General features: G+C 73.5%; 20 protein-coding genes and 1 pseudogene. 11 read left to right on the top strand and 10 right to left on the bottom strand.

Annotated elements, in window-relative coordinates; all coding sequences use genetic code 11:
• The first annotated feature begins 21 nt into the window (after positions 1-21).
• Genes OG455_RS38385 through OG455_RS38370 form a run of 4 tightly spaced genes read left to right on the top strand, consistent with a single transcriptional unit; the run spans position 22 to position 3,823 of the window.
• Entirely contained in the window at positions 22-1,518 is a 1,497-nt protein-coding gene (locus OG455_RS38385) for a hypothetical protein (protein WP_266301388.1), read from the top strand.
• 14 nt (positions 1,519-1,532) lie between these two features.
• Positions 1,533-2,258 carry a hypothetical protein gene (locus OG455_RS38380; protein WP_266301387.1) on the top strand — a complete coding sequence of 242 codons (726 nt, stop codon included), beginning with the start codon at positions 1,533-1,535 and terminating at the stop codon, positions 2,256-2,258.
• Entirely contained in the window at positions 2,255-3,055 is an 801-nt protein-coding gene (locus tag OG455_RS38375; protein WP_266301386.1) for a hypothetical protein, read from the top strand. Before OG455_RS38380 ends, OG455_RS38375 begins: the two co-directional genes overlap by 4 nt.
• A gap of 24 nt (positions 3,056-3,079) precedes the next feature.
• Positions 3,080-3,823: a response regulator transcription factor gene (locus tag OG455_RS38370; RefSeq protein WP_266301385.1), complete on the top strand. Its 744-nt coding sequence runs from the start codon at positions 3,080-3,082 to the stop codon at positions 3,821-3,823.
• 1,225 nt (positions 3,824-5,048) lie between these two features.
• On the opposite strand, the pseudogene OG455_RS38365 reads toward OG455_RS38370, so the two are convergent.
• Positions 5,049-7,199, bottom strand: a pseudogene (locus OG455_RS38365) (BTAD domain-containing putative transcriptional regulator); the annotation flags it as partial.
• A gap of 136 nt (positions 7,200-7,335) precedes the next feature.
• Between OG455_RS38365 and OG455_RS38360 the strand changes: the two are divergent.
• The 6 genes from OG455_RS38360 (at position 7,336) to OG455_RS38335 (ending at position 13,499) form a co-directional block, all read left to right on the top strand.
• Positions 7,336-8,097, top strand: a complete 762-nt coding sequence (locus OG455_RS38360; protein ID WP_266301384.1) for a DeoR/GlpR family DNA-binding transcription regulator — start codon at positions 7,336-7,338, stop codon at positions 8,095-8,097.
• Positions 8,098-8,242: 145 nt separating this feature from the next.
• The gene (locus OG455_RS38355) at positions 8,243-9,607 is read left to right on the top strand and encodes a sugar ABC transporter substrate-binding protein (protein WP_266301383.1); all 1,365 of its coding nucleotides are present in this window, start codon (positions 8,243-8,245) and stop codon (positions 9,605-9,607) included.
• A gap of 26 nt (positions 9,608-9,633) precedes the next feature.
• On the top strand, positions 9,634-10,581 hold the full coding sequence (locus tag OG455_RS38350) for a carbohydrate ABC transporter permease (protein WP_266301832.1): 948 nt from the start codon (positions 9,634-9,636) through the stop codon (positions 10,579-10,581).
• A gap of 116 nt (positions 10,582-10,697) precedes the next feature.
• Positions 10,698-11,501, top strand: a complete 804-nt coding sequence (locus tag OG455_RS38345) for a carbohydrate ABC transporter permease (RefSeq protein ID WP_266301831.1) — start codon at positions 10,698-10,700, stop codon at positions 11,499-11,501.
• Between the two features lie 28 nt (positions 11,502-11,529).
• A complete protein-coding gene (locus OG455_RS38340) occupies positions 11,530-12,519 on the top strand; it encodes a zinc-dependent alcohol dehydrogenase family protein (protein WP_266301382.1) in 990 nt (329 codons plus the stop codon).
• Complete coding sequence (locus tag OG455_RS38335; RefSeq protein ID WP_266301381.1) at positions 12,516-13,499, top strand: PfkB family carbohydrate kinase; 984 nt, start codon at positions 12,516-12,518, stop codon at positions 13,497-13,499. Before OG455_RS38340 ends, OG455_RS38335 begins: the two co-directional genes overlap by 4 nt.
• A 150-nt stretch (positions 13,500-13,649) precedes the next feature.
• On the opposite strand, the gene OG455_RS38330 is transcribed toward OG455_RS38335, so the two are convergent.
• The 4 genes from OG455_RS38330 to OG455_RS38315 all read right to left on the bottom strand — a co-directional run bounded on the left by OG455_RS38330 (position 13,650) and on the right by OG455_RS38315 (position 18,647).
• The gene (locus OG455_RS38330; RefSeq protein ID WP_266301380.1) at positions 13,650-15,227 is read right to left on the bottom strand and encodes a metallophosphoesterase family protein; all 1,578 of its coding nucleotides are present in this window, start codon (positions 15,225-15,227) and stop codon (positions 13,650-13,652) included.
• A gap of 310 nt (positions 15,228-15,537) precedes the next feature.
• Positions 15,538-16,011 carry a hypothetical protein gene (locus tag OG455_RS38325; protein ID WP_266301379.1) on the bottom strand — a complete coding sequence of 158 codons (474 nt, stop codon included), beginning with the start codon at positions 16,009-16,011 and terminating at the stop codon, positions 15,538-15,540.
• 288 nt (positions 16,012-16,299) lie between these two features.
• Entirely contained in the window at positions 16,300-17,538 is a 1,239-nt protein-coding gene (locus OG455_RS38320; RefSeq protein ID WP_266301378.1) for an APC family permease, read from the bottom strand.
• Positions 17,539-17,792: 254 nt separating this feature from the next.
• The gene (locus OG455_RS38315) at positions 17,793-18,647 is read right to left on the bottom strand and encodes a universal stress protein (protein WP_266301377.1); all 855 of its coding nucleotides are present in this window, start codon (positions 18,645-18,647) and stop codon (positions 17,793-17,795) included.
• Positions 18,648-18,905: 258 nt separating this feature from the next.
• Here OG455_RS38315 and OG455_RS38310 point away from each other — a divergent pair, with 258 nt between their 5' ends.
• On the top strand, positions 18,906-20,453 hold the full coding sequence (locus OG455_RS38310; protein WP_266301376.1) for a Na+/H+ antiporter: 1,548 nt from the start codon (positions 18,906-18,908) through the stop codon (positions 20,451-20,453).
• Between the two features lie 45 nt (positions 20,454-20,498).
• Here the strand turns inward: OG455_RS38310 and OG455_RS38305 are convergent, their stop codons facing one another.
• From OG455_RS38305 to OG455_RS38285, 5 genes are all read right to left on the bottom strand, one after another.
• The gene (locus OG455_RS38305; protein WP_266301375.1) at positions 20,499-20,867 is read right to left on the bottom strand and encodes a hypothetical protein; all 369 of its coding nucleotides are present in this window, start codon (positions 20,865-20,867) and stop codon (positions 20,499-20,501) included.
• 612 nt (positions 20,868-21,479) lie between these two features.
• Positions 21,480-21,620: a hypothetical protein gene (locus OG455_RS38300; RefSeq protein WP_266301374.1), complete on the bottom strand. Its 141-nt coding sequence runs from the start codon at positions 21,618-21,620 to the stop codon at positions 21,480-21,482.
• A 518-nt stretch (positions 21,621-22,138) separates the two neighbouring features.
• The gene (locus OG455_RS38295; protein WP_266301373.1) at positions 22,139-22,666 is read right to left on the bottom strand and encodes a 4'-phosphopantetheinyl transferase superfamily protein; all 528 of its coding nucleotides are present in this window, start codon (positions 22,664-22,666) and stop codon (positions 22,139-22,141) included.
• Positions 22,667-22,671: 5 nt separating this feature from the next.
• Positions 22,672-22,899 carry an acyl carrier protein gene (locus OG455_RS38290; protein WP_266301372.1) on the bottom strand — a complete coding sequence of 76 codons (228 nt, stop codon included), beginning with the start codon at positions 22,897-22,899 and terminating at the stop codon, positions 22,672-22,674.
• A gap of 74 nt (positions 22,900-22,973) precedes the next feature.
• Positions 22,974-23,819 carry a hypothetical protein gene (locus OG455_RS38285; RefSeq protein ID WP_266301371.1) on the bottom strand — a complete coding sequence of 282 codons (846 nt, stop codon included), beginning with the start codon at positions 23,817-23,819 and terminating at the stop codon, positions 22,974-22,976.
• Between the last annotated feature and the right edge of the window lie 69 nt (positions 23,820-23,888).

Below are 23,888 nucleotides of genomic sequence, written 5' to 3'. Positions count from 1 at the left end.
GAGTCGGGAAAGGAGGACCGAATGAGCATCAGGCATCTCGACTGGTCGCCGCTGGACCTGGAATCGGACCCCGTCCACGCCGACCCCGACGTGGTGGACGCGGCCCAGAAGCGCTACGCCCTCATCGCTTCGACCATCGACGACGCGACCGCCAAGTTGCGGCAGATCGTCGACAGCAACAGCGACAGTCTCGCCGGCCAGTACGTCGAGGGGCTGAAGTCCGGCGCGAGTTCGCTCAACGACAGGCTCAGCAAGGCCGCCGTCCGCTACCACGACGTCGCCAACGAGATCAACAAGTACGAGCCGGACCTGGACCAGGGGCTCAGCGAGACCGCCGGTGCGCTGACGGACGCCGAAGCGGCCAAGAGCGCCCAGACCAAGGCGAACGGCATGCCGGACCCGCAGAAGAGCTCGGACGGCACCACCACCCCCCAGGAGCAGCAGAAGGGCACCGACAAGACCAAGGCCCAGTCCGACGCGAACGCGGGCATGGCGGCGGCGAAGACACGGCTCAACAACGCGCTGGACGCGCTCAACGTGGCCGGCAAGCGCTTCGGCGACGCGGTCAGCGCCAGGAGGTACGACGACGGGCTGACCGACTCCTACAAGGACAAGCTGGACGCCGTGATGGCCAAGATCAGCCAGATCTTCGCCATCATCGGCATGATCCTGGGCGCCCTCGCGATCCTGATCCCCGGTGTGGACGTGCTGGTCATCGCGGGCGTGGTGGCGGGCGCGGTCACGCTGATCGCCAACATCGTGCTCTACCACGACGGCAAGGGCAGCGTCGTCGACGTCATCCTCGGGGCCATCGGGCTGGGCATGGCGGGCCTGGGCGCCGTCGTCTCGCTGGTGGGCAAGGGGATGTCCAGCATTGCCAAGACCGCCGCCCTCGCCGAGCGCCCGGGCGGCGGCGGCGACATCGAACTGGTGCCGCTGAGGCCGCCCGGCGACGGACCGGGGGGCTCGGTCCCCAACTTCTCCCGGCCGTTCGGGCCGGGCAACCCGCGTCCCGGCGGACCTCCCCCGAACTACTCCCGGCCGTTCGGGCCGGGGAACACGCCCATCAAACCCGCCCCGCCGGTCCGCCCCGAACCGGAGCCGGTCCCGGCGCCGGGCCCCAACGCGGCCGCCGACTGGAAGAACATGTCGGACTGGTTCAACAACCCGGCCACCAACTGGGTGCTGGGCAAGCTCGGTGTCATCACCCCCGACACCGGGTTCTGGGCCTCGGCCTGGGCCCAGCTCAAGGGCGCCGGCGAGATGTGGGCCACCCTGCTGACCGATCCGGCGAAGTTCGGCAAGGACTTCGCGAGCATCATCACCGGCCTGAAGGGCCCCCTCGACCTCTCGGCGATCATGAAGGCGGGCGGCCTGGGGAGCATCTCACCGCTCTGGTTCGCCTGGGGCGGCCTGAACGGCGCGTTCGGCCTCGGCGCCGGATTCGTCTACACCGGCGGGCGCCTGATGGGCTGGATCCCCTCGGTCAACCCGCCCGGCAAGGTGGCCGCCTCGTGAGCGCCGGAGGGGCGATGAGCAACGATCTGGCGGCGCTGACCCGGCTGCCGTGGCACTGGGAGTGGGTGCCGACCGCCCGACCGGGCGACCCGGCGCACGAGGCGTGGACCGAGCACCTGGTGGCCCTGTTCGAGGAGTGGACGGCCGAGGGCATGGTCGCCGCGCGCGCGGCCTGGCCCGCCGACGCGGGAACGGCGTTCCCCTTCACCTCGGAGCTGGTGGGACGTGACGCCGCCGCCTGGCTGCTGGAGCGCGCGGGCCGGCTGCCCGCGTGGTCCCGGCTGGCCTGGGGCGCGGTGTTCGTGAACGGCCGGCCCAGGTGGGCGCCCGTCCCGGTGGTCGTGGAGTTCACCGGGCCCGTGGCGGGGGATCCCAACTACCTGATGCACCTGGTCGGCGCCCGCGGCCTGGAGGGCGACGCGCGCGAGCCGATCGTCGACTACGTGACCACCTCGATCGGCGACGGGCTGCGGGTGTTCGCCCTGTGCCGCAGCGCGGACGGCGCCGCCTACGCGCGCCTGCACGCCGCGCTGCGCCTCGACGTGCCGCCGACCGGCGGCGCGCCGGGCGTCGGCATCGACGTGCTGCTGACCACGCTCGTCTTCGAGATGGGACTGATGGCCTTGATCGGTCACGGAGTCGAGCAGCTGATGCACCGGATAGCCGACGAATGCGCGCCCGCCGACGCGAGCCCGGCCAAGCTCGGCTTCGTCACGGCCGGTGACGGGGGAGAATCGTGATCGACTTCGAACTGGTCCTCCCGGACGGCTGGGTGCAGATTCCCACCACCCCGGACACCGTCACGCTGCGCCGCCGGGTCATCGACGGGGTGATCCGCCACCACCTGCCCGACTCGCTGCCCCGGGACAAGGTCGGTCCGTGGCGCCGGATGCTGCGCAAGGAGCTCACCGAGGCGACCGACGAGGCCGCCCGGCAGGGCGCCCGCTCGGTGCTGCTGCCGCTGGAGGAGTTCAGCGGCATCCGGCTGCCCGGATCGATGCTGGTGACCGTCCTCGAAGGCGGGGACGAGGACGAGGACCCCGAGCAACTGCTCGCCTCGATCCTCGCCGACGCGGGGGCGGACGGGACCTACCTGGAGGTCGGCGGTGCCCCGGCGGTGCGGGTGGCCTCGGTCGTGGACAGCGGCCGGGTGCGGCGCAAGGCACCGTCCTGGCGGGTCTCGTACTACGTCGCCAACCCGGACGCGCCCGGCGTGTGGGGGCTGCTGACCTTCACCGTGCTGACCGACGGCGAGGTCGACGCCGAGCCGGTCCGGGCCGTCGTCCTGCTCTTCGACATGATCGTCTCGACGCTACGCTGGGCGGACCGGGACGACGTGCCCACCGAGGCCGAAGTACTCGCGCAGTTGGACCAGTTGGACCAGCAGGACCAGCAGGACCAGCAGGACCAGCAGGACCAGCAGGACCAGCAGGACCAACTGGTCCAGCATGGCCAGCAGGACCAGCGGAATGAGCAGGCCCGGTCGGCGGGCGCCGCACACCGGGGGCCGTCTGGACCGGACCTGAAGGATGTGTGAAGCCGGCCCCGCCACGCTGGAGGCATGACACTCGCCGCCACCTCCGCGCCGGCCGCTCCTGCCACCTGTGTGCGGATCGCCATCACCAGCCCCGACATCCTGGCCCGGATCCGGCAGGTCTTCGCCAGCAAGAACCTGGTCGTGGACATCGTCCGGATGCCGTACGTGGAGGTCACGGTGCGGCCGGCGGCCGGGCCGGCCGCCACCGACCGGTCCGTGGCCGGGGCGGCCCTGGAGGGGGTGGTCGGCCCTGACCCGCGGGTGGGTGCTCCGGGTGCCAGGCGGCTCTGCGCCGAGTACCGGCTGAACGTGGTCGAGGTCGGCGGCCGTCCGACGGCCGAGCGGTCGCCCGGGGAGGGCCGACCGCGACTGACCGTGGCGCCGGACACCGACACCGCCACCGACACCGCCACCGCCACCGGCCCCACCCCCGTCGCCGACGGCCCGGTGGCCGCCCTGTCCCAGCGTCAGCACGAGGTGATGGCCCTGGTCTCGCGCGGCGCGCGCAACGCCGAGATCGCCGCGCGACTGCACGTCAGCGAGAAGACCGTGAAGAACCACATCAACCGGATCTTCCGGTCGCTCGGAGCCGGCAGCCGGGTGGAGGCGGTGCTCATCTGGCAGCGCGGCCGGCCGCAAGGCGCTATCCGGCGCGGCGCACCGGATCCGGTGCTGGTGCCGCTGCCAAGGCCGGTGCAATTACCGGTGCCGGTGCCGGTGCCGGTGCCGGTCGGGAGCCGGCGCCCAGCGTACGGAGGAAGTCCGTGACGTCGTTGGCCTGCTCGGCCTCCAACTCCCTCAGCAGCCGCAGCGCCCGGGTGGCCAGGCCGTGGGCGCCCGGCCGGGCCGACCCCGTCGGCCGGCGCACCCGGGCGAGGCCGAACAGGGCCAGGGCCTCGTGGTACCGGTCGCCGCCGGCCTCGGCGAGCGCGAGCGCGTCCTGGAGGTGGCGCTGGGGCTTCCCGAGGTGACGCTGCGGCTTGCCGAGGTGGTCGAGGCCGTGTTCCGCCAGGCCCAGGCTGATCAGCAGGTTGGCCTCGAACAGCCCGTCGCGGCAGCTCCGCGCGGCCGCGAGCCCGCGTCTGCCGTAGCGCAGCGACTCCTCGAACTCACCTAGTTCCAGCTGCAGTTCGCAGAGCACATCGAGGCAGCCCGCCAAGTGGTGCGCCGAGCCGGCGCGCTGCGCCAGCTCCAGGGCCGCTCCCGCGCACGGCAGGGCCGCCGCGTAGTCCTTGGCCGCCCCGAGCGCGGAGGCCAGCGTGCCGAGCAGCCCGGCGCGCAGTACGTCGTCGCCGAGCTCCGCCGCCAGCCGAAGGCCCTGCCGGAGCCGGCGCGCCGCGGTCTCGTGCTGCCCCGACCGGCAGTGGGCGGTGCCCAGCTGGTCGAGCAGGAGTGCCTGGGCCCGCCGGTTCCCGAGCAGTTCGGCGCTGCGCAGCCCGATCCGCAGCGTGTCCACCCACTCCGGTGCCCGCCCGGCCGCGGCGAAGTAGTCGAAGAGCAGGTAGGCCAGCTGCCAGGCCTGCTCGTGGCAGCCGATCCGCCGCGCCGTGCGGACCAGGGGTGCGAGGTTCTCCCACTCCCGAGCGCACCAGGCGACGAACTCCCGCTGATCGTCGAAGTGCCGCGGTTCGCGGCCCGCCCCGGCCGCCGGGGTGAACGGGAGTTCTCGGCCGGTGGGCCGGTGCTCCCGCGCCAGGGCCAGCACGTACCAGCGCAGCACCCGCTCGATGGCCGCGCGGCGTGACGCGCTCGGCTCGCCGGCGCGGGCCACCTCGTCGGCGTAGCCGCGGGTCAGGTCGTGCATCCGGTACCTGCCGTCGGCGACCTCCACCAGGTGCTGGGCGGCCAGGCTCCGCAGTGCCGCGGCGGCCGACGAGGGCGGGAGGTCCAGCAGTTCGGCGGCCGCCGCCAGGCCGATGCCGGTGCCGGGGAAGAGGCCGAGCGTGCGGAACGCGCGGGCTGCCGCGGCGTCGAGCCCGGCGTAGGACCAGGACAGCACGCCGCGCACGGAGTGCAGCTCGTCGTCCGGGAGCCGCAGGGTGTCGAGCCGGCGCCGCACGTCCTCCAGCTCGGCGGTCAGCTCGGCGATCCGGGAGCGGGGGCCCGCGGTCACCTGCTCCGAGGCGATCCGCAGGGCCAGCGGCAGGTGGTCGCAGAGCTCGGCGAGGCGCCGTGCCGCGGACGGCTCGGCGCCGACCCGGGCGCTCCCGATCGCGTCGGAGAGCAGCTCCAGCGACTCCTCGGCGGTGAACGGGACCAGGGTCACCCGGCGGGCCGAGTAGCGGACCGCGAGGCCGCTGAGCCGGTTGCGGCTGGTCACGACCGTGAAGGAGGGGCCGCCGCCCGGCAGCAGGTCCTCGACCTGGTCGGCGCAGGCGGCGTTGTCCAGCACGATGAGCAGGCGCTTGTCGCGCACGATGCTGCGCCACAGCGCGACCCGCTCCTCCTGGTCCGCCGGGATCCGCGGCGCGTCCAGCGAGGTGAGCAGCTGGTGCAGTGCGTCGGCGGGGGAGCTCGCCGGCTGTCCGGGATCGAAACCGTGGAGGTTCACGTAGAGCTGGCCGTCGGGGTAGTCACCGGCCAGCAGCTGACCGCAGTGCACGGCCAGCGCGGTCTTGCCGATCCCGCCGGCGCCGACGACCATCACGATCTGTGGACTGCCGCCCGCCGCGCCAGGCATGTTGCCGGCGGGCCCGGTGCGCGCGGCCTCCAGCAGCTGCCCGATCTGGGCGGTGCGGCCGACGAAGGCGCCGACACCGCGCGGCAGTTGCGCGGGCCGGACGGCGGCGGCCGGGCGCTCGGGACCGGCCGCCGCGCGGGGCGGGCGCTCGCACGGCCGGGCGTTGTCGGTCAGCAGCGACGCGTACAGGGCCCGCAGCTCGGCCGCCGGGTCGATCCCCAACTCCTCGGCGAGCAGCGCGCGCAGGTCGTGGTACTGCGCGAGCGCGTCGGCGGTCCGGCCGCTTTGGTGCAGCGCCGTGATCAGCAGGGCGCGCAGGCGCTCGTGGTAGGGGTTCTCCGGCACCTGGCCGCGTAACTGCTCGGCCACCGCGGCCGCTCGCCCGAGCCCGAGGAGCAGCTCGGCCCGCTCCAGCACGAGCCGCAGCCGCAGATCCGCCACCCAGGTCCGGTGCTCGGCGGCGAAGGGGCCCGGCAGGCCGCTCAGCGCGGCGCCCGGGTGCCAGTGGGCCAGTGCCTGATCGAGGGCGGTCACCGCTGCGGCCGGGTCCTGCCGGGCCCGGCTGCCCCGGGCCCGCGCCGCCAGCTGCTCGGCCACCCGGACATCGAGCTGCCCGGCGCCGAGCCGTAGCGCGTAGCCCGCTCCCGAGCTGGCCAGCGGCTCGTCCAGACCCGCCAGGGCCCGGCGCAGTCCGGACACGTAGGTGTGCAGGCTGCCGGCCGCGGTGGCCGGCGGAGAGGTGCCCCAGACGTGGTCGATCAGCTCGTCGCGCGAGACGACGCTGCCGCCGCTGAGCGCCAGAACGGCGAACACCGCCCGCTGCTTCGGCGAGCCGAGGAGGAGTTCGCGCCCCCGGGCGCAGGCACGGAGCGGTCCCAGGGTCTCGACCCGCAGGCAACCGCTCTCCAACACGGTCTGTCCCTCGGACACGGTCTCTCCCTCGGAAAAGGCAGAGCCCCGACACACCCGGTGTGTCGCCTCGCTCTGCGGAGCCTGTTGTCGCGGTAGGGGCACACGGCGCCAGGGGCACGCGGCGCGCCCCGCTCCCGGATCCAGCTCCGCAGTGGCTCCGGGTCGATCCCACGGTCGTCGGCGACCGACCTGCTCGTCGGTCCCGGCCGTGACCGGTTCAGCGTGACAGTGTTCGGCTGAACTCCGGCGGGTGAGGCCTCGCCACCATCGGCACAAGATGGCGGCCCACCCGGACCATCGGGGTCCGAGTGTCGCGGTGTCCGAGAGCGTGGTCAAGCCCTCCGACCGCGCCGGCCGTGCGTGGTCAGGGGACTTGACCAGGGGGAGCCGGTGCTCAGGCGCGGCCCCGGAGAGGTCCCGGAGAGGCCCTGGAGAGGCCCGCCCGGCGCACCCGATCGCGTGCTCCCGGTCCGAACCGGGAGCACGCAGCCGGGCATTCGGGCACCAGGGGCGCGGCCGCAAACCCGGCCCGCGCCGCTGACCTGCGGTCATCTCCACCGGGAGCGGGCAGAATTCGGGCGTGTTCCGGTCGGCCACGGAGCTGTCCGTCACTTGTGCCGGGCGGTATAAATCTCTTGCGGGCACATTCGGGCTTCCGATGTCCGAACGGGCGGAGGGAGAACGGGAGATGCGGGCAGCGGAGCGGCAACACCGGATCCTGGTCCTGGCCCGCCAGCAGGGGCGCGTCGAGGTCACCGCCGCGGCCGCCGATTTCGGGGTCGCGCTGGAGACCGTCCGGCGTGACCTGAGCGAGTTGGAGCGCCGGGGGCTGGTCCGCCGGACCCACGGCGGCGCCTACCCGGTGGAGAGCACCGGCTTCGAGACCGACCTGGCCCAGCGCGTCACCCGGCACGTGGAGGCCAAGCGCCGGATCGCGGCCGAGGCCGTCAAGCTGGTGGGCGAGGCGGAGAGCGTCTTCGTCGACGAGGGCTACACCCCGCAACTGCTCGCCGCGCTGCTGCCGAACGACCGTCCGCTGACCGTGGTGACGGCGTCGCTGTCGACCGCCGCGGCCGTGGCCGACGCGGCCAACATGACCGTGCTGCTGCTGGGCGGCCGGGTCCGTGGCCGGACCATGGCCACCGTGGGCTCCTGGGCCTGCGCGATGCTCTCCGGTTTCGTCATCGACCTGGCGTTCCTGGGAGCGAACGGGATCTCCCGGGACCTCGGCCTGACCACCCCCGATCCGGTGGTGGCCGACGTCAAGGCCAAGGCCCTGGAGGTGTCCCGCAGACGGGTCTTCATGGGCCACCACAGCAAGTTCGGCGCCGGCAGCTTCTGCCGCTTCGCGGAGGTCGGCGACTTCGAGACGATCGTCACCGACACCGAACTGTCCAGCGCGGAAGCCCATCGATACGCCCTGCTGGGACCGCACGTCATCCGGGCCTGAGGCACCGGGCCCCGAGCACCATCCGCCGCCGGCCACGGCGCGGCGGCCGCCGTCTCCGCAGGACGCGCGGGCGCCGCCCCGCGATCCGGCGCGCCCCGAACCGGTCCCACCCGACCGGCTTCGTCCAGGGAGAGGAACACGCACCATGACGATCAGACAGGCGGTCCTGCGCACCACCCTGCCGCTGGGCCTGGCGGCCCTCTGCGCCGGCACCCTCGCGGGCTGCGGCGGCGCGGGCGGCGCCGGCGGTGGCTCGCAGGCGCACTCCATCAACGTGCTGATGGTGAACAACCCGCAGATGGAGGACCTGCAGAAGCTGACCGCGGCCAACTTCACCAAGAGCACCGGCATCAAGGTCAACTTCACCGTGCTGCCCGAGGACGACGCCCGGGACAAGTTCACCCAGGACTTCTCCAGCCAGTCCGGCCAGTACGACATCGCCACCATCAGCAACTACGAGGTCCCGTTCTACGCCAAGAACGGCTGGCTGGCCCCGCTCAGCGGGTACGCGAGCGGCGACACCGGGTTCCAGCAGAGCGACATCCTGCCCACCATCGCGCAGGCCCTGACGTACAACGGCCAGCTCTACGCCGAGCCCTTCTACGGCGAGTCGTCCTTCCTGATGTACCGCAAGGACGTGTTCGCGGCCAAGGGCCTGACCATGCCCGCCAACCCGACCTGGCAGCAGGTCGCCGACCTCGCGGCGCAGGCCGACGGCGCGCAGCCGGGCATGAAGGGCATCTGCCTGCGCGGGCAGCCGGGTTGGGGCGAGGTGATCGCGCCGCTGACCACGGTGGTCAACACCATGGGCGGCACCTGGTTCGACCAGAACTGGCAGGCCCAGCTCACCTCCCCGGCCTTCACCGCGGCGACCAGCTTCTACGTCGACCTGGTGCGGGCGCACGGCGAGGCGGGCGCGGCGCAGTCCGGGTTCACCGAGTGCCTCAACGACATGGAGCAGGGCAAGGTCGCCATGTGGTACGACGCGACCTCGGCGGCCGGCTCGCTGGAGGCCTCGGACTCGCCGGTGGCCGGCAAGGTCGGGTACGTGCCCGCGCCGGTCGACCAGACCAAGAGCTCGGGCTGGCTCTACACCTGGGCCTGGGGGGTGCAGAAGGCCAGCAAGCACCAGGACGACGCCTGGAAGTTCATCTCCTGGGCCTCGGGGCAGGGGTACGAGAACCTGGTCGGGCAGAGCCTCGGCTGGTCCCGCGTCCCGGCCGGCAAGCGCACCTCGACCTATGGCAACCCGAGTTACGTGGCCGCCGCCTCGGCGTTCGCCCAGGCCACCGAGACCGCGCTGACCAGCGTCGACCCGCAGAACCCGGGCGTGCAACCGCGGCCGGCGCCGGGCATCCAGTTCGTCGGCATCCCGGAGTTCACCGATCTGGGCACCCAGGTCTCGCAGCAGATCAGCTCGGCGATCGCGGGCCAGACCAGCGTGGACCAGGCACTGAAGAACAGTCAGGCGCTGGCCGCCAAGGTCGGTGCCAAGTACGCCGGACAGTGACGGAGGCACCCTTGAGCACCATCTCGATGCCGCGCGGCAGGCGCCCCCCGGCGCCGCGACCCGGCCACCCGCCGACGACCCGCCGGGCCCGGGGCGCCTGGTCCCGGCGGGCGCCGCTCCTCCCGGCCCTGATCTTCATGATCGTCGTCACCCAACTCCCCTTCGTGGGGACCGTGGTGATCTCGTTCATGCGATGGAACGCGCTGGACCCGGGCGACCGCGGGTTCGGCGGCCTGACCAACTACACGGCGGCGTTCGAGGACCCGGCACTGCGCTCGTCCATCGGGACGACGGTGCTGCTGACCGCCGCCGTGGTGCTGGTCAGCCTGCTGCTGGGGCTGGTGCTCGCGCTGCTGCTCGACCGCCGCTTCCGGGGCAGGGGCATCGTGCGCACCATGCTGATCACGCCCTTCCTGGTCGTGCCGGCGGCCTCCGCGCTGCTGTGGAAGCACGCGATCTACAACGCCACCTACGGCCTGCTGAACGGCACCCTGACCTGGCTCTGGAGCCTCTTCGGCAGCAGCCACGCGCCGCAGCCGGACTGGCTGTCGAGCACTCCGCTGCTCGCGGTGGAGGCCTCGCTGATCTGGCAGTGGACGCCGTTCATGATGCTGATCCTGCTCGCCGGCCTGCAGAGCCGGCCGGTCGACGTCATCGAGGCGGCCAGGGTGGACGGGGCGAGCACCTGGCAGGTCTTCCGCCACCTCACCTTCCCGCACCTGCGCCGCTACCTGGAGCTCTCCGCGCTGCTCGGCAGCATCTACGTGGTGCAGAACTTCGACGCGGTCTTCACGCTGACCTCCGGCGGCCTGGGCACCGCCAACCTGCCCTACACCGTCTACCAGACCTTCTACCAGGGCCACGACTACGGCCAGGCCTCCGCCGAGGGCGTGCTCGTGGTCATCTGCACCATCCTCCTGGCGACCTTCGCCCTGAGGACCGTCTCGTCGCTGTTCCGGGAGGAGTCACTGTGACGGCCGCGATCACCACCACCCCGTCCGCCTCCGCCTCCGCCTCCGCCTCCGCTTCCGTCTCCGCCTCCCGCGCCGCCGCGCGCCGCCGCACCGCCTCGGCCCGGCGCAACGGCGCGCTGCTCGGGCTGCTGGCCTGGCTGTGCGGCGTGCTCTTCTTCCTGCCGTTCGCCTGGATGGTGCTCACCTCGCTGCACAGCGAGTCGGCCGCCGCGACCAACCCGCCGAGCATCGGGGCCGGGCTCACCCTGCAGGGGTACCGGGAGTTCTTCGGCGCCGGCACCGGGGTGAGCCCGTGGCCGCCGCTGATCAACTCCCTGACGGCCAGCGTCGCCTCGACCCTGCTGGTGCTGCTGCTGTCGATCCCCGCGGCCTACGCGCTCTCCATCCGGCCGGTGCGCAAGTGGACCGACGTGCTGTTCTTCTTCCTCTCCACCAAGATGCTGCCGGCCGTGGCGGGCCTGCTGCCGGTCTACCTGATCGCGCAGAACACCGGCATGCTGGACGACATCTGGCTGCTGGTCATCCTCTACACCTCGATGAACCTGCCGATCGCGGTGTGGATGATGCGCTCCTTCCTGGCCGAGGTGCCCAGGGAGATCCTGGAGGCCGCCTCGATCGACGGCGCGGGCCTGCTGACCGTCCTGGGGCGGATCGTGGCCCCCGTGGCCATGCCCGGCATCGCGGCCACCGCGCTGATCTCCTTCATCTTCAGCTGGAACGAACTCCTGTTCGCCCGGGTGCTGACCGGCGTGGTCGCCGGCACCGCGCCCGTCTTCCTCACCGGCTTCGTCACCAGCCAGGGCCTCTTCCTGGCCAAGGTGTGCGCCGCCGCCGTCTGCGTCTCCGTGCCGGTGCTCATCGCCGGCTTCGCCGCCCAGGACAAGCTGGTCCAGGGCCTCTCGCTCGGAGCAGTCAAATGACCGGTCAGATCTCCTTGGAGGCCCCGCGGTGAAGGCCGCTGTCATCAGTTCGCCCGGAGTGGTGGGCGTGGAGAGCGTCGAGGATCCCACGCCGGGCCCGCGGGAGGTGATCGTCAGCGTGGCGGCCTGCGGTCTGTGCGGCACCGATCTGCACATCCTGCAGGGCGAGTTCGCGCCCACCCTGCCCATCGTCCCGGGGCACGAGTTCGCCGGGGAGGTGGTCGCCCTGGGCACCGCGGTCACCGAGCTGTCGGTCGGCGACCAGGTCGCGGTCGACCCCTCGCTGCCCTGCCACGAGTGCCACTACTGCCGGATCGGGCGGAGCAACCTGTGCGAGCGCTTCGCCGCGATCGGGGTCACCGTCCCGGGCGCCGCCGCCGAGTTCGCGCTCGCCCCCGTCGCCAACTGCGTGCGGCTGCCCGAGCACGTCCGCACCCAGGACGCCGCCCTGATCGAGCCGCTCTCCTGCGCGGTGCGCGGCTACGACGTGCTGCGCAGCCGGCTGGCCAGCAGCGTGCTGATCTACGGCTCGGGCACCATGGGCCTGATGATGCTGGAGCTCGCCAAGCGCACCGGCGCGGCCAGCGTGGACATGGTCGACGTCAACAGCGAACGCCTCACCGCCGCCCGCCTGCTGGGTTGCAGCAACGCCGTCACCGCCGCCGACGAGATCGAGCGGCCGCGCGGCTGGGACGTGGTCATCGACGCCACCGGCAACGAGCGGGCCATCCAGGAGGCCCTGGGTCGGGTCGGCAAGGGCGGCACCTACCTGCAGTTCGGCGTCGCGGACTACGCCGCCCGCGCGACCATCGAGCCCTACCGGATCTACAACCAGGAGATCACCATCACCGGCTCGATGGCGGTCCTGCACAGCTACGAGCGCGCGGCCGAGCTCTTCGCCGCCGGGGTCCTCGACCCGCGGGTCTTCATCAGCGACCGGCTCCCGCTGGCCGACTACGCCGCCGCGCTGCGGCAGTTCCAGGCGGGCAAGGGCCGGAAGATCGTCATCACGCCATGACCGGGGGAGCGGACCGAGCGCCGTCCACCCTGGTCATCGGTGAGGCACTCACCGACATCCTGACCGGACCGGACGGACGGCGGTGCGCCGTGCCCGGGGGCAGCCCCGCGAACGTGGCGCTGGGCCTGGCCAGGCTCGGTCATCCGGTGCGCCTGGCCACCCGGATCGGCGGCGACGGGCACGGCCGGGAGCTGCGGCGCCGCCTGGGCGGGAGCGGGGTGCTGCTCACCGACGGGTCGGTCGTCGCCGACGCCGCGACGTCGACCGCCACCGCCGTGCTCGGTGCCGACGGCGCGGCGAGCTACCGCTTCGACGTCGACTGGAGCCTGCCACCACTGGTGATCGACCTGGCCGCCACCGGCCCGGTCGACCACCTGCACACCGGATCCGTCGCGGCCCTGCTCGCCCCCGGCGCCGCGCGGGTGCTCGCGGCCGTGCGGGCGGCGCGGCCGCGAGCCACCGTCTCCTACGACCCGAACCTGCGCCCCGCGCTGCTGGGCACGGCGGCGCGGGAGCGGCCGCGGGTCGAGGAACTGGTCGCCCTGAGCGACCTGGTGAAGGCCAGCGACGAGGACCTCGGCTGGCTCTACCCCGGGCAGGACAGCGCCACCGCGGCCGCGCGGTGGGTGCGGACCGGCCCCGCACTGGTGGTGCTCACCCGCGGGGCCGGCGGCGCGCTGGCCTTCTGGCGGCACGGCAGCCACCGGGTCGCCCCGATCCCGGTCGAGGTGGTGGACACGGTGGGTGCCGGCGACGCCTTCATGGCCGGCCTGCTCGGTGGGCTGCTGCGGGCCGGGCTGCTGGGCGGCGGCTCGGCGCCCGGACGGGTACCCGCCCGCGACGAGCTGCGCGCCGCCACCGGTGCGGACCGGCTCCCCGCGAGCGTGGTCGGATCGCTCGCGCTGGCCGCCCGCACCGCGGCCCTCACCTGCACCCGCCCGGGCGCCGACCCACCGCACCGGGCCGACCTCGCGCGCTGACCGGCGACCGCTGACCGGCGACCGCTGACCGGCGGCGCAGCGTCCTGCGGCGCCGGCCCACCTCCGCGCGGGACAACCCCGTCGGGCCCGGTTGACGGGTTCGGCCGGCCCAGGTTGGCCCAGGTTGGCCCAGGTTGGCCCCGGCTGTCCTCAGCGGCCCGCGGTGGCCAGGTCGCCGTGGTGGGCGGGCTTGGCATCGCGCCGCAGGCGGTGCAGGGTGAAGCGGTCGAAGAGCACCGGTGTGGGGACCGGGGTCGCCGCTGTCGCGGCGGGCGTGTGGTAGTAGCTGACGGTGATCGTGGTGCGCCCGCCGATCAGGGATCCCGGGTCGACGTCGAAGACCGCGACGCCGTAGGGGAAGGCGGTGTCGGGGTCGCGGACCGCCGACCAGGTGGCCTTCTCCTTCGCGTCCGGGTCCGCCTTGAAGGTCAGCCGCTGGGTGCGGACGAAGGCGTCCGGCACGCCCGCGCCGGTGGGGTCGGTCAGGTAGGTGTCGTCGTTCGAGGCGGTGCCGCCGCCGCCCAGGATCAGGTGGACGGTGCCCTTGGAGGTGTCGATGTCGTGGATCTCGTCGCTGACCACGCTCGGGCGCAGCAGGCTGCCGGGGTCGGTGCCGCGAACGGCGTAGGTGCGCTCGTAGTCGTGGTCGTGCCCGCAGAGCACCAGGTCGACCTGGTAGCGGTCGAACACGGGCAGGAGCTGCTCGCGGATGCCCAGGTCGCCGCCGTGGCTGGTGGCGGAGGAGGACATCGCGAACTGGTGCATGGAGGCCACGATCCAGTCGACGTCGTGACCGGCCCGGGCACGGGCCAGGGTGCGCTCCAGCCAGCGCAGTTGGGCACCCTCGCTGTAGCCGGAGATGTAGATGGAGTGGCCGGTGGCCGGGTCGATGCTGGCGTCGTCCTCGACGGCGAGGTCGTTGCCGTCCAGGGAGAGGAAGAGCACGGAGCCGACCTGGAAGCTGTACCAGTTGCCGCAGAAGTCGCGGGTGTGGTTGTCCGGCAGGTCGAAGCGGGTGTGGTACGAGGCGTAGCCGAGCTCGCCGCCGCCGGCCTCGACCTCGTGGTTGCCCGGGGCGGGCATCCAGGGGCGGTTCGCGGCGGAGACGGACATGTTGTTCATGAACGCGTCCCACGCCTGCGGCTGCACGCCGGTGTTGTTGTTGGCGTACGCCAGGTCGCCGTTGAGCAGGTGGAAGAGCGGCGCGAACTGCTCGACGTGCCGCACGGCCGCGGCCCCGTGGATGGAGGACTTGGTGAAGGCGGCGGAGCCGGTGCCCAGGTCGCCGAAGCTGGTGAACCGGAACGCGGTGCGGCCCTGCTCGGGCGCGGTGCGGAAGGTGCCGCGCTTCGCGGTGGCGCCCTGGTGCGAGACCTCGTAGACGTACGGGGTGTCAGGCCGCAGGCCGTGCAGGCGGACCCGGTGGGTGTAGGTCTCGACCTTGTTCAGGCCGTCCACGTAGGTGCGGGTCTCCGCGTCGAGGACCCGTCCGAGCCCGCCCTTTGCCGTGCCCAGGCGCAGCCGGGGACGGCTCACGGAGGCGGCGGTGGCCCAGGAGACGGTCATCTCGCGCGAGGGATCGTCGCCGAAGCTCAGGTGCACCTGCTCGGGGCCGGGAGCGTCCGCGACGGCCGGCCGGCTCCACAGCAGGGTGGAGGCGGGGACAGTGGCCAGCGAGGTTGCCACTGCGGTGGTGCGGAGAACGGTCCTGCGCGAGGGATGTGCCATGTGTTGCCTCCTGGGCCGGCGGGGGATCGCCCGGAGGTTCGCAGGTACGGGCCGCCAACGGCCCAGCGCCGTGGAAACAGTCGGTGACCGAGCGGGGAACGACCGCCCGGTACCGGACGAATCGGCTTCCGGGCGGCTGACCGGGGCAGTGGCCACCGGCGGCCGCCTGCCGGGGATCCGGCCGGATCCAGCCGCGATGACGGTGCGTCAGGATCCGACCGGGGTGACGGCCCGACGGGTTCGGCCCCGGCTTCGGTTCCGGTCCCGGCTTCGGTCCCGGTCCGGGCTTCGGTCCCGGTCCCTGTTTCGGTCAGCCGGCGGTGGAGGCGCTGGGCACGCGCCGCCCCGGGGCGGTCCGCGCCGTCCTGGACACGGCCAGCAGGACCGCGGCGGCCGTGATCAGCAGGGCGCCCTCCACGGCGACGCTGATCAGGGCGAGGGGTTCGGTCCAGTTGCCCTTGTCGTCGCTGTAGTCGGGCAGGCCGGGCCCCCGGGAGAGGACGAAGCCCAGCAGGGGGCCGACGGCCACACCGGCGGCGAGCAGCCACGCGACGGGGTGGGCGTCGCCGCGGAACGCGCGCGGCCGGCCGCCGGCGAGGAGCAGCACCGCGCAGAGCACGCCCGCCGCCTCCAGCAGGTAGTAGCCCACGCCGACGTAGTGCGGTGTCTTGTCGCCGGGGAAGCCGCCCTGGTCCTGGACGTGGATCCAGGACACCGCGAGGCAGAGCAGCGCGGCGGGCACGCGGGCCAGTAAGCGGGCACGGGGGACGGCGGACAGGGGCATGAGGGCCTCCGGGCAGTTGGGGACACCGGGCGGACGGCCCGGCGGACGAGTCGGGCACCGTGGCCGGCCCAGCGGACTCCGGAGCAGTGCGGTGGAGCGCCACCGCCGGGACGCCGACTTGACGTAGTGCCGTCAATGCTGGCGGCGGCGCGCCGGAAATGCCATGTTCCGCTCCTCTGAAAGTCGTCTGAATCGCGGCCCGCACCGCGCACGGTCGTCCGGCAGCGCTGCCGGACGACCGTGCGCGGTGCGGTCGGCGGGCACGAAGACGGGGAGCCGTGGTTCAGGTCAGTCGCGGGTGACCGCCTGGCGCAGGCCGTAGGCGGCGGCGCCCAGGGCGAGCACCAGGGCTCCCGAGAGCACCGAGGCGGCCGGTAGGGAGAGGGCCAGGGCGAGGCAGCCGGCCGCGCCGAGGACGGGGACGACGCGGGGTGGCCGGCCCTCGGCGGGGGTGAGGGTCCAGGCGGCGGCGTTGGCCACGGCGTAGTAGGCCAGCACACCGAACGAGGAGAAGCCGATCGCGCCGCGTACGTCCGTCGTCGCGGCGAGGACGGCGACCACCGTGCCCACGGCGAGCTCGGCGCGGTGCGGGACGTGGAAGCGCGGGTGGACGGCGGCGAGCGTAGGCGGCAGGTGGTGGTCGCGGGCCATCGCCAGGGTGGTGCGCGAGACGCCGAGGATGAGCGCGAGCAGCGAGCCGAGCGAGGCGACGGCGGCGCCCGCCCGCACCACCGGCACCAGGCCCGGGGCACCGGCCGCGCGGACCGCGTCGGCGAGCGGTGCGGTGGCCTGGGCGAGGCGGTCCGGGCCGAGCACGGCCAGCACCGCGACCGCCACGGCCGTGTAGACGGCCAGCGTGATGCCCAGCGCCAGCGGGATCGCGCGGGGGATGGTGCGGCCGGGGTCACGGACCTCCTCGCCCAGGGTCGCGATCCGGGCGTAGCCGGCGAAGGCGAAGAAGAGCAGCCCGGCGGCCTGGAGTATGCCGCCGGGGCGCGCGTCCGCGCCGACGTCCAGCTGGGCCGCGACGGCCGTGCCCCCGGCCAGGCAGGCGGTGACCACGGCGGCCAGCACGGCCAGGACGGCCGCCACGATCAAGCGGGTGAGCCAGGCCGCCTTCTGTACTCCGGCGTAGTTCACCGCCGTCAGCGCCACCACCGCGGCGACGGCGACGAGGTGCTCCCGCCCCGGCCAGACGTACGAGCCGACCGTCAGCGCCATCGCCGCGCAGGAGGCGGTCTTGCCGACCACGAACGCCCAGCCCGCCAGGTAGCCCCAGAACGGGCCGAGCCGTTCGCGGCCGTAGACGTAGGTGCCGCCGGACTGCGGGTGGCGGGCGGCCAACCGGGCGGAGGAGGTGGCGTTGCAGAAGGCCACCACGGCCGCCACGGCCAGGGCGATCAGCAGGCCGGAGCCCGCCGCGTGGGCGGCCGGGGCGAGCGCGGCGAAGATCCCCGCGCCGATCATCGAGCCCAGTCCGATCACCACGGCGTCGAACACGCCCAGGCGCCGCCGCAACGTCTCCACAACCCGCTCCTCGCCCCCGCAGACCACCTGCGACCAGGGGAACGATAGACCGGGAGACGAGGGACCGGAGACGAGGGACCGGGAGACGAGGGACCGGAGGCGAGGGACTGGGAGACGAGGGACCGGAGGCGAGGGAGGAGTGCGCTCGATCGCGCGCTGGACCCGTCCCCGGGCCGTGAACCCCCGCGATGCCGGTGAACCGGGGCTCAGCCCGTCCGAGGTCCGGCCATCGCCGGCGGTCCGGTCGGCGCGGGTCAGGTGGGCACGACGGCGACCGGGCAGGCCGCGTGGAGGACGGTGGCCTGGCTCGTCGAGCCCAGGCGGCCGAGCGGGCCGTGCGGCTCGCCGCGCCGGCCCACCACGACCAGTTGGCGCTCGTGTGAGCGCGTGACCAACTCCCCGGCCGGCTGGGCCCGCACGGCCGTCCCGGTGACGTCGACCTCGGGGAACCGCTCACGCCAGCCGGCCAGCACCTCGGCGACCAGCCGGGCCCGCTCCGCGGCGATGTGGCTCTCCTCGAAGACCGGGGGGTTGGCGTGGCCGGGCATCGTGATCAGCGGGTAGGACCAGGCGTGGACGGCCAGCAGCGGCAGGCCGCGCCGCTGGGCGAACTCGAAGGCGAAACCCAGCACTTCGTCGTCCCCCCGGTCGCCGTGGACACCCGCGACCACCCCGCCGGTGGCCGGCCCGGCATCGGCGGGTCGGACCACCACCACCGGGCAGGCGGCGCGTGCGGCGACGGAGAGGCTGGTGGAGCCCACGAGCAGCCCGGGGAAGCCACCCGACCCGCGCGCGCCCAGCACCAGCAGGTCCGCGCTGTGCGCGGCCTCGGTCATCGCGTCGCGCAGCCGCCCGTCCGACAGCTCGATCGAGACTTCCAGGTCGGGGTAGCGCCGCAGGGCCTGGGAGAGCACCTCGTCGAGCAGCGCTTCGCCGGCCTGCCTGCTGGGCGGCGACTCCCGGCCGTCGGGCGACCGCACGGTCTCCTCGCCCCAGATGTGGCGGACGCTCAGCGGCTCGCCACGCAGTGAAGCCTCCCGGGCCGCCCAGTCGAGCGCGTCCCTGCTGGCCTGTGACGAGTCCACACCCACGATGACGGGCTTGCCCATCGCCGGCTCCCTTCGGTCGCTGAGGACGACGTACACGCTCTTCCATCGTGAACCCGTGATCGCCCGCTGTCGTGGCCGGAGCGCTTCCGGCCCGGGGGCCGGTGCTTCGGGGGCGGGCGCCCGCCGTCACCCCCGCCGAGCACTGCTAAAATCCCGACAAAATTACCTTTGGTGTGCCGGGAAGTCTGGTCGGCTCGGGGGACGACCGCGGCGATCGGGCGGCGGTGCCCCCGCTCGTCGTGATGGAGGCTTCCGCGGATGCGCGCTGTGGGGATCGTTCTCTTCCTGGTGGTCCTGGCCACCGCCGTGGCCACCTTCGCCCGGCGCTGGCGGGTGCCCGCACCATCGCTGCTGGTCCTGGCCGGTCTCGGAGCGGCGCTGATACCCGGCGTGCCCGCGTTGCGCGTCCCGCCGCAGGCGATCGCGCTGGTCGTGCTGCCGCCGCTGCTGTACGCCTCCGCCGAGGAACTGTCGCTGCGCGATCTGCGGGCGGTCTGGAAGCCCGTGACGATCCTCGCGTTCGGCCTGGTCTTCGCTTCGGCGGCGGCCGTCGGCTTCGCGGCGGTCGCGGTGACCGGGCTGCCACCGGCGATGGCCTTCGTGCTGGGCGCCGTCCTGTCCTCCACCGATCCGGTGGCGGTCACCGCGCTCGGGCGCCGGCTCGCGCTGCCGGGCCGGGTCCAGGTCCTGGTGCAGGCCGAGAGCCTGTTCAACGACGCGACCTCGCTGGTGCTGTTCAAGGTCGCCGCGGGGATCGCCGTGGCCACCGGGGCGGCGGTGAGCCTTCCCGCGGCGGGCGGGGAGTTCCTGCTGCTCGGGGGCGGTGGAAGCCTGATCGGCGCGGCGGTCGCGGGCCTGGTGTGGCTGATCCGCCGCCGCACCACGGACCCGGTGCTGGAGACGGTGATCGCCCTGATCACCCCGTACGCGGCGTACGTGGTGGGGGAGGCCGCGCACACCTCCGGCATCACCTCGGTCGTCGTCGCCGGTGTCCTGCTCGGCCGGAGCGGCCACCGCCTCACCGACGCCCACATCCGCCTCCAACTGCACGCCGTCTACGCGGTGGTGGTGTTCATCCTGGAGAGCGTGGTGTTCAGCATCGTTGGCCTGGAGCTGCCCGCGCTGGTGCGGAACCTGCCCGCGGGCAGCGGCTGGTGGCCGCTTCAGGCGCTCGCCCTGGCGGCGGTGCTGATCGCGGTGCGGGTGCTGTCGACGCTGCCGCTGACCCGGGCGGTCAAGCCCTCCCGGGGCCGGCTGTCCTGGCGGGTGGCCGGGGTGGTGACCTGGGCCGGCACCAGGGGCGTGATGCCGCTGGCCGCGGCCCTGTCGATCCCGCTCGCCGCGAGCGACGGCGCCGCCCTGGTCGGCCGCCCGCTGGTGCTGGTGCTGACGACGGCGGTCGTGGTCCTCACCCTGGTCGTCCAGGGCTTCAGCCTGGCGGCCGTGGTCAACCGCTCCGGCCTGGTGCTCGAGCCCGAGCACACCGCCCGCGAGGAGGTGGACGCCCGCGAGGCGCTCGACCGCGCCGCGCTCGCCCTCGTCGACGACTTCGCCTCGCTGGAGGCGATGCCCGAGGCCGTGATCGACCGGGTCCGGCGCGGGCTGATCGCCCGCCTCGACCAGAGCGTCGACGGCCCGGACGGCAGCACCGCGGACGCCGCCTACCGCGAGCTGTGGCACGAGGTGATCGCTGTCCAGAGCACGGAACTGCACCGCCTCTACGACGAGCACCGGATCAGCGACGCCACCCGCAGGAGCCTGCAGCACGACCTGGACCGCGAGGAGGCCGCCCTCGGCACGCCGTGAGCGCGCCGTCCCGGATCGCCCGGTACGGGCTGCGCTGTGCGTGCGTCAGTGCTGGAAGCGCCAGGACAGCGCGACGACGGCGCCCACCAGGGCCGCGAAGAGGCCGACGAGGACCTGGTACCGAGGGGTGAACGGGAGTCCGGCGAGGGCGGGGTAGGCGAGGAGGGCGGCGGAGGCGAGGACGTCGATGCCGAAGACGACCTCGGGCGGGTGGACCGCCTGGGCGGTGGTGTGCGCGGCCCACCCGGTGACCACCTCGAAGCTGGACAGCAGGACGACGATGGAGGCCAGCAGGTTCGGGACCGGGGCCAGGGCGCTGTGCGGGGAGGTGTCGGCGGGCCTGCGCCGTCGCAGGAAGGCGAGAAGGCCGATGGCGTAGGCAACCGCCGCGGCTGGGATGAGGATGAAGATCAACGGTTTCTCCAGCTCTGGCTGCAGGCGGATGTCAGGGCGGGGATGAGGACGATCACCAGGAGGAGCGTGGTCAGGAGCACCACCATGTCGTGGGGTGGTTGGCCTGGCTGGGCGGCGGCAGCGGCGGGTGAGGCCACGGTCTGCGGGGTGAGGGCCGGTTGGGCGCTGATCGGCGTGGGCGGTGCCGCCGAGGTGGTGGCCGGTGCCGTGGTTCGTCCAGGCCGGGTCTGCGGGGGAGGCGGTGGCTCGGGGTGCGTGGGCACCACGGTGGCGGCGGGCCGCTGAGGTGGCTGGGCCGGTGGTGAGGCGGACGGTTTCGTCGGGCTGAGGGCTCCGGGCCGTGGCGTGTCGGCCTGGTGGGGGGAGGCTGCGGCGGGCATGGCGGGCATGGCGGGCATGGCGGGCATGGCGGGCATGGCGGGCGTGGCGGGCACAGCAGGTGACGGCGCTGGAGAGCCGGCGGTGGGTAATGCGCTGGTCGGCGGGGGTGAGGAGGCGGCGGGCGGGCTCGCCGGTTCGGGGGATGCGGTAGGGGGAGTCGGCGGCGGCTCGGACGGATTGCAGGTGGCCGGGGTGTCGGGGAGCGTCGGGATCGGAGGAGGCGCGCCTTGGTCAGGCATCGGTGGTGACCCGCAGTGCGGCTTCGACGCCCGAGGCGACGGACCCGGCCCCGGCCGCAGCCGGGCGCGTGGCTGCGGCCGGGGCCGGGTCCGTGCCGGAGGTGGCGGTGAGAAATCCGCTTCGTGTGATCACGGCCATATCGTGCACGGGCTCGCTGTTTCGCTGGGCCACCTGCACCCTCCGAAGAGGGGCCTCACTCGAACGCCATAACAATGCATGCGAACCATTGCGAGATCTCAAGGATCTTTGAACTCCGCGAAAAGCGGGCTCGGCGTGTCGCAGCGCGCCACTCCTGGCCCGTGATCGCAGCTCCCACCCAGCGAAGGGCAGATGGTCAATGAGGCTTTCTCGGTGAGGCCTCATTGAGGAGCGTGACCGGCGGAGCGGTGCGGCTGGACTCGGCGGGCCCCAACTGTGCGATATCCCGTGGTGCGCCAACCGAATGACGGTCAACGACCATGGCGCGGGCTCCGCCGAACCCGCTCGCCCCGGGCAGCCTGAGCTCCACCCGGGGGCCTGGGATCACCAGCCCCGCACCCGGCGGCCCCCGTCCCCGGCCGGGTGCGGCCGGATGTCGCCGGGTGCGGGTAGCCGTTGTACCGGTGGAGCCGACCCGGTCGGCGCGGCGGTAGAAGGCGACCGCGGCAGCTTCACGCCGCGGCCGGACCACCCGCTACCGCCAGCACGGCGCCCAATCGGCGGTCCGTCCACTCCCGTACCGGCAAACCGGTGCCGCCGGACTTCAGTTCGGCTTCACGGCGGACCCAGAGACGCAGCAGGCGGGCCGGGTCGCCGGTGGCCTGCGGGAACAGCCGGTGCAGCGGGCGCGGGAGTGGGCGGTCGAGCGGTTCCAGGTCGATGCCGACCGGGCCGGGGCCGGCCGCGACGGCGACCATGCCATCGGCGTGGCTCAGGCTGATCCCGGTGTCCGGACGGCCCGGCAGGTACGGCCGGCCATGGCCCGGGGCATCGCATTCCGGACACACCTGACCGATCGTCACCTCGGCGATGAGGCAGCCGAGTTGTTCCGCCACGCACCGGCGGAGCAGCAGGCGGGCGGCCGTGACGTCGGCCCGGCGGGCCGGCACCCGGATGCGCCGCAGCCGCCGCCGCTCCCAGTCGGCGAGCAGGCCGGGGTCCAGCTCCGCCAGGACTTCGGCCGTGGTCGCGGCCAGCACCCGGGTCATCGGACGGCGAGGAACCGCTCGTGTATCCGGTCCAGGGTGCGGAAGTCGTCGATGGTGACCTCCTGAAGGTCGATGCCGTTGCCGGTGATGCCCTCCAGCAGGTCGACGAAGTCCAGGAAGTCCATCGAGTCGATCAAGCGCGCCTCGATCAGGTCCTCGTCGGTGGCGATCGGCCCGTCCAGGCCGGGGTTCTTGTGGTGCAGCCAGGCGGTGACGCGGTCCATGGTTCTCCTCGGTCGAGACGGTGGGGTCGTTGGAAAGGGGGTCGTCAAAAGAGGGGGGCGTTGGAAGGGCGGGGTCAGGCGCGGGCGAGTCGGGCCAGTGCCCGCTCGGGCGTGCCGTGGGTCAGGACCATCGCGTGCACCCAGCGCTCCAGCCCGAAGGCGACACAGGAGCTGTGGACGGGGCCCTGCTCGCCGGCGGTGATCTCCAGGCGCTCGCCGAAGAAGTTGCGGTGGCGGTTGACGGAGGCGATGGCGGTGCCGTCCGGGGCGAGGAACTCGTGCTTGACCGGGTCCAGTGCCATCAGCCGGGCGCGGGAACCGCCCTTGTCGTAGAACGGGTCGTCGGCGGCGGCCCGGGTCAGCTCCAGGCCCAGTCGGCCTGCTGCCTCCAGAATGAACTCGGCTCCTCGGTCGAGGTGCTGGGTGGCCTCGTCCTTGCCGCCCAGGAACACCACCTCGCGCATGGTGAAGCCCCAGAGCCGCCGCAGCCCGTCGTAGTGGGTCTCGTTGCGGAAGCATCGGCCGACGGCGGACAGCCGCAGGCCGTCCGTGCCGATGTCCTGGCCGGCCAGGCTGAGCAGCAGCCCGTAGCAGGTCGCGGAGGGCAGCAGGTAGCCGGTGGGCTCCAGCGGGAGCCCCGCGGGGGCCGCGCCGCCGGCCAGGGCGTCGTGGCTCTCGGCGGCGAACCTGCCCGCGCTGAGGCCCAGATGGGGGAAGTTGCGGAAGTAGTCCAGCCGGGCGAGCTGCTCGGCGGGCAGCAGCGGCGGCCCGGTGACCTCGGGGGCGGCGAGGCGGGTGGCCAGGCCGGTGAGCAGGTCGTTCAACCCGCCCAGGAGCGCGGTGTGGGTCGGGTCCAGCGGGATGAGGCCGGGGCCGGGGCTGTTGAGCCGAATCTCCGGCAGGCCCATGGTGTCGGTCATGGCAAGTGCCTCCTTTTCGTGAGGAGACAACGGCTCCGATCCGCAGTCCGGTTCACCCGGTGCGATAGT

Origin of the sequence: Kitasatospora sp. NBC_01287 (assembly GCF_026340565.1) — a bacterium.
GTDB lineage: Bacteria > Actinomycetota > Actinomycetes > Streptomycetales > Streptomycetaceae > Kitasatospora.
Note: the sequence above shows the minus strand (reverse complement) of the source record. Positions and strands in the feature narration are given on the sequence as shown.

Coding starts and splice junctions, on each gene's coding strand:
- OG455_RS38285 (WP_266301371.1), bottom strand. CDS start 23,819: ATGACCGACACCATGGGCCTGCCGGAGATTCGGCTCAACAGCCCCGGC.
- OG455_RS38290 (WP_266301372.1), bottom strand. CDS start 22,899: ATGGACCGCGTCACCGCCTGGCTGCACCACAAGAACCCCGGCCTGGAC.
- OG455_RS38330 (WP_266301380.1), bottom strand. CDS start 15,227: ATGGCACATCCCTCGCGCAGGACCGTTCTCCGCACCACCGCAGTGGCA.
- OG455_RS38335 (WP_266301381.1), top strand. CDS start 12,516: ATGACCGGGGGAGCGGACCGAGCGCCGTCCACCCTGGTCATCGGTGAG.
- OG455_RS38350 (WP_266301832.1), top strand. CDS start 9,634: ATGCCGCGCGGCAGGCGCCCCCCGGCGCCGCGACCCGGCCACCCGCCG.
- OG455_RS38310 (WP_266301376.1), top strand. CDS start 18,906: ATGCGCGCTGTGGGGATCGTTCTCTTCCTGGTGGTCCTGGCCACCGCC.
- OG455_RS38370 (WP_266301385.1), top strand. CDS start 3,080: ATGACACTCGCCGCCACCTCCGCGCCGGCCGCTCCTGCCACCTGTGTG.
- OG455_RS38315 (WP_266301377.1), bottom strand. CDS start 18,647: ATGGGCAAGCCCGTCATCGTGGGTGTGGACTCGTCACAGGCCAGCAGG.
- OG455_RS38325 (WP_266301379.1), bottom strand. CDS start 16,011: ATGCCCCTGTCCGCCGTCCCCCGTGCCCGCTTACTGGCCCGCGTGCCC.
- OG455_RS38355 (WP_266301383.1), top strand. CDS start 8,243: ATGACGATCAGACAGGCGGTCCTGCGCACCACCCTGCCGCTGGGCCTG.
- OG455_RS38360 (WP_266301384.1), top strand. CDS start 7,336: ATGCGGGCAGCGGAGCGGCAACACCGGATCCTGGTCCTGGCCCGCCAG.
- OG455_RS38385 (WP_266301388.1), top strand. CDS start 22: ATGAGCATCAGGCATCTCGACTGGTCGCCGCTGGACCTGGAATCGGAC.
- OG455_RS38380 (WP_266301387.1), top strand. CDS start 1,533: ATGAGCAACGATCTGGCGGCGCTGACCCGGCTGCCGTGGCACTGGGAG.